Here is a 4170-nt window from a genome sequence, read left to right as displayed (position 1 = left end):
AAGGAAGAGGAGAGGTGACCCCGCGGTCAACGCGGAGAGTCCCTCTCCTCTTTCTTGTTGTTACGGTGAAATGAAGGGGGAGAGGTCAACCGCGGTAGGCGGGCGGCCTCTCCCCCTTTCTTTTTTCGGCCGGCGTCGTGCTGGGGGCCGGCAAGGGCCGTACGCCTCCCGCGATCGCCCCCGCGCCGCCCTCTGCGATCACCGGGTTACACCTGAAGTCAGCGGCTGAGAGCGCCGTTCTCGCCTGCGCCCGCGATGAGCAGGCGGTAGCCGTAGTCCCTGTCGTGCACCAGCCCCTGCCCCGACGGTCCGCCGGAGGCGCCGTCGAGGGCGTTTTGGCCGAATGCTGACGAAGATCTTTACTAGTCCGTCAATCCAATTCAAGATCACGGTGTCCATTCCCGCCAGAAAGGGACATCGTGTCAATCCTCCGTCGTGTCACAGTGGCCGCCGCCACCAGCATGCTCGTGTTCGGCGTCCTCATCCCGGGTGCCGGCGCGGCCACGTCGCCAGCCGCCACCCATCCGACGCCGCCACAGACCCGCTGGGCGGTCAACCATTCCCCGGCCCGAACGGTGCGCTCGTACTGGAACCCGCGGCGCCTGGCCGAGGCCAAGCCCGCTCCTCTTCCCGCGCGCCCCGGCACCGCGAAGATCAGCAGTTCCCGTGACGGCGAGCCGCGCATGGTCCATGCGAGCCGTCCCACCGGCGCGGCAGGTGGGCTACAGCCCAACGCCAGCGAATGGGTGACGGTCGGGCGCCTGTTCTTCCACAACCCCGCGAACGGCGGCGACTACGTCTGCACCGCCAACGTCGTCACCAGCAACAACCACGATGTGATAGCCACGGCGCGCCATTGCGTCATGGACATCAGCACCGGCGCCTGGTACACCAACTTCCAGTTCGCCCCATCCTACAACAAGGGCAGCGCCCCGTACGGCTGGTGGACGTGGCGCTCGGCCGGCGTCCGTACCGACGACACCAGTCCCGGTGGAGACAACGCCTTCATCGTCCTTAACAGTGGCGGTAACGGCGGCGCGCGCGTCCAGGACGCGGTCGGTGGTTCGGGCATCGGCTTCAACTGGTCGACCAACAATTACGCGCACGCGATCGGCATTCCGGCCGGCGTCGACTACGCGGTGTGGTGCGAAGGTGCGCCGGTCGACAGCTACAACGGCGGCGTGCACATCCCCAACTGCCAGGGCCTGAGCGGTGGAGCCAGCGGCGGCCCGTTCATCGTCAACTACCAGTCCGACGGGTCGGCCGTACAGACCGCCACGTTCTTCGGCAGTTGGGGTTCGGGCACCGACGGCAACTCCTACTTCGCCTACTACCGCGACGCCGCCTGGAACGTCTACAACGGCGCCCAGAACGCCTGAGCTCAGGATTCTGACGTCGGAGGCACGCCTCGAACCGCTGGTTTGAGGCGTGCCCCCCGATGTCGTACCTCGCCGTACCCGTTCGTCCATGCCCAGGCCATTCCCGGGCGGGGCGGCGTTCAGTCTGTGTCAGCTTGGGGTGTCGCTTCGAGGGGGTAGCTCATCAGGTAGTCGTAGAGCTCCTGGGGGCTGGCTTCCCGGCCGGAGGCGTCGACGCGTTTGTTCCAGGCCCGTATGATTTCGCGGTGTTCGGCTCGGGCCGCGTCGTCGTGGGTGAGTTCGCGGCGGCAGGCGGGGAGGTCCATCGCGGCGAGGTTCCACGAGTCGGGGCCGCAGACCGTGTCCTCGCGGAGGGTCACCACGCCGCGCTGGATGCTCATCGGGAAGGTGCTGCACACCAGCGGACGGTGGGCGTAGACGCCGCACCGGGCCCTGCCCGAGGCGATCTCCATGAGGAACACACAGCCGGTGTCCTCCGCGGAGCGTTGCAGGTACAGCTTCTTCGCGGGTCCGTCCGGGCGGAGGCGGAAGCCCTCTTTCTTGGTGTTCAGCAGCCGGATGAAGTCGCCGGGACGCATGGCGGTTCCCTCGGCGAGCACCCGGACGTCCCTGACGGTCACCCCGACCTGGTACTCACGGCAGCATTTGCCGCCGCAGTCGGCACAGCCGGCGGCATTGACGGCGGTGCCGTTCATGCCGTCACCTCCTCGGGCCATTCCGCGCCGGTCTCTCGGGCGGACTGCGCCTCGAGCAGGTAGCGCTGGAAGTCCTTGATGTCGAGTTCCTCGTCGGACTCGGCGGCCAGCTTGTTCCACCGTGCCACGACCTCGAGCCAATGGTCGCGGTCGGCCGACCAGGCGCGCGTGGCCCTGATCAGCGCGCCTCGGTCCAGGTCCTCCAGCGTCCACTCCCGGCAGTCGCAGCCCGGCTCGGGGCGTATCGCCGGCGCGCCGTTCTCCGTGTCGGCCGGGAAGATCCGGCAGGAGATCGGGGCGACGTCCCCGAGGCCGCAGCAGGTGGCGCCGCTGGGAGTGCGGATCGCGAAGACGCAGCCGTTGGTGGCGTTGGCGAGCTTGAGGAAGACCCGGCGCCGGCCTTTGTCGAGGACGATCCCGGTCGGGTCGCCGGCCACGGCGGGTGCGGTCTGCGTGAAGTGCCACGGTTCCAAGGCGAGCGTACGGGAGATGCGGACGATGTCCGCTCCGGTGACGTACCGGGCGCCACGCGCACAGCGGGTCTTCGCCCGGCAGGCCTGCCACTGGGCTCGCGCACTCGGCGACTGATCCGACAGCAATGCCTCGTTCCCTCCGCTAGGGCAATGCAGAACAACCCCTTCTCCGGCATACGGAACGGAACGCTCGGCGGTTCAACACGTGTCGCCGGCAGGCGGCTCGACCCGCCCGTCCGGGGCCCGGGAAGCCGGGAGCCGCCGCGGTTTCGGAGCGGAGTCGATCACGACGCCCACGCCTCCGCCGCCGTCGTTCCTCGGCGTGGAGCCCTGATGATTCGGACTCAGCGGGCGGCCTGGGAGGTGACGCGCTGGATGGTCTTGACGGCGAGTTCGGGTTGGTCGAGGTAGATGTAGTGTTCGCTGCTCGTGGCGGTGATCAGCTTGCTGCGGCGGGAGATAGCGAGCCATTCGCGCTGGCCTTTGGCCCAGTCTTCCTCCAGGCGGGGTCCGTACTCGGGGAAGGCCGCGAGGTACTTCTTCCCGTGCTGGATGACCGCCGCGGGGATGTTGCCGGCCGAACGGACCTTCCCGTCGGTGATGATGAGCTTTTCGGGGTTGTTGCCCTGGTCGACCTGGAGGGTCTGTTCGCGGAGTTCGGCCGCGGGGCCGGTGGCGGACTCCGGGATCCCGGAGGAGATGTCGGCGACCGAGGTCGGTGAGGTGGCGTCCATCAGGACCAGGCCCTTGACCTCGCGGCGATGGTCGGGGGCGTATCGGGCGGCGATCATCCCGCCCAGTGAGTGAGCGGCCAGGACGACGGGACGGTGGCCGGCGACCCGGTCGATCACCCCGGTCAGGATCTTCCCGGTGTCGGCGAAGGTCTGCGGGCCGTCCGGCTGGTCGCTCGCGCCTTCGCCGAGGCGGTCGTAGGAGCAGACCCGGTTGTTCTCGCTCAGGGTCTTCTGGAGGCCGGCCATCTTCTCCAACCCGTCGCCCAGTCCGGGCAGCAGGACGATGACCGGCTTGCGGTTCATCGGGTTGCCCGAGCAGGACACGTTCACCGACCGGCCGTCGATCTTGATCTTCCTGGTTCCCGACAGCAGGCCATCAGCGGCTTTCCGCGCGACAGAGGTCACGGATGATTTGGTATCCGCATCCGAAACGTCTTTGCAGCCGACAAGCCCCGTGCCGGTCACGGCGAAGCACAGTGCGACTACGGCGGAAGCTTTGAACGTGGCATTCATATTCTTCTCCAGTCACAGAGTCGGCGAATCGAAGCGCCGTGGCGATGTGGAAAACGCTATTGAGCCGACCGCCGGGAATCGTCACCGCGCAGTGGACACTCACAGGTAGTCCGCACGGGGGACAGCAGCGCGATCGAGCCGACCGGACGTTTTCGGGCGGCTGCGGTGTGCGTCTGCCGGGGTGCGGATCGAACGGTGCGCCTGTCCCCCGTGCGAGCTACGCACCAGTGTCCACCGCACGGTGACGATTCCCGGCGAGCGAATCCCTAACGTTTTCCGTGTCGCCGTGGCGCTGGGCTGCGGAATCTCGCTAAGGAAATTTCATGAAGGATTCGTCATGCGATTGTTGAAGCAGCTCTTGCCGGTCGCGGTGGTC

General features: G+C 67.6%; 4 protein-coding genes. 1 reads left to right on the top strand and 3 read right to left on the bottom strand.

Going from position 1 to position 4170, the window contains the following annotated elements; translation table 11 throughout:
* Positions 1-419: 419 nt before the first annotated feature.
* Positions 420-1379: a hypothetical protein gene (locus ABEA10_RS27940; RefSeq protein ID WP_345468957.1), complete on the top strand. Its 960-nt coding sequence runs from the start codon at positions 420-422 to the stop codon at positions 1377-1379.
* 119 nt (positions 1380-1498) lie between these two features.
* On the opposite strand, the gene ABEA10_RS27935 is transcribed toward ABEA10_RS27940, so the two are convergent.
* The 3 genes from ABEA10_RS27935 to ABEA10_RS27925 form a co-directional block, all read right to left on the bottom strand.
* The gene (locus tag ABEA10_RS27935; protein ID WP_345468955.1) at positions 1499-2074 is read right to left on the bottom strand and encodes a YkgJ family cysteine cluster protein; all 576 of its coding nucleotides are present in this window, start codon (positions 2072-2074) and stop codon (positions 1499-1501) included.
* Positions 2071-2673 (bottom strand): hypothetical protein, encoded by a 603-nt coding sequence (locus tag ABEA10_RS27930; protein WP_345468954.1) that lies wholly within the window; start codon positions 2671-2673, stop codon positions 2071-2073. Before ABEA10_RS27930 ends, ABEA10_RS27935 begins: the two co-directional genes overlap by 4 nt.
* A gap of 218 nt (positions 2674-2891) precedes the next feature.
* Complete coding sequence (locus ABEA10_RS27925) at positions 2892-3686, bottom strand: alpha/beta fold hydrolase (RefSeq protein ID WP_345468953.1); 795 nt, start codon at positions 3684-3686, stop codon at positions 2892-2894.
* Between the last annotated feature and the right edge of the window lie 484 nt (positions 3687-4170).

This window comes from Actinoallomurus oryzae (genome assembly GCF_039541955.1).
Classification (GTDB): Bacteria; Actinomycetota; Actinomycetes; order Streptosporangiales; family Streptosporangiaceae; genus Actinoallomurus; species Actinoallomurus oryzae.
Note: the sequence above shows the minus strand (reverse complement) of the source record. Positions and strands in the feature narration are given on the sequence as shown.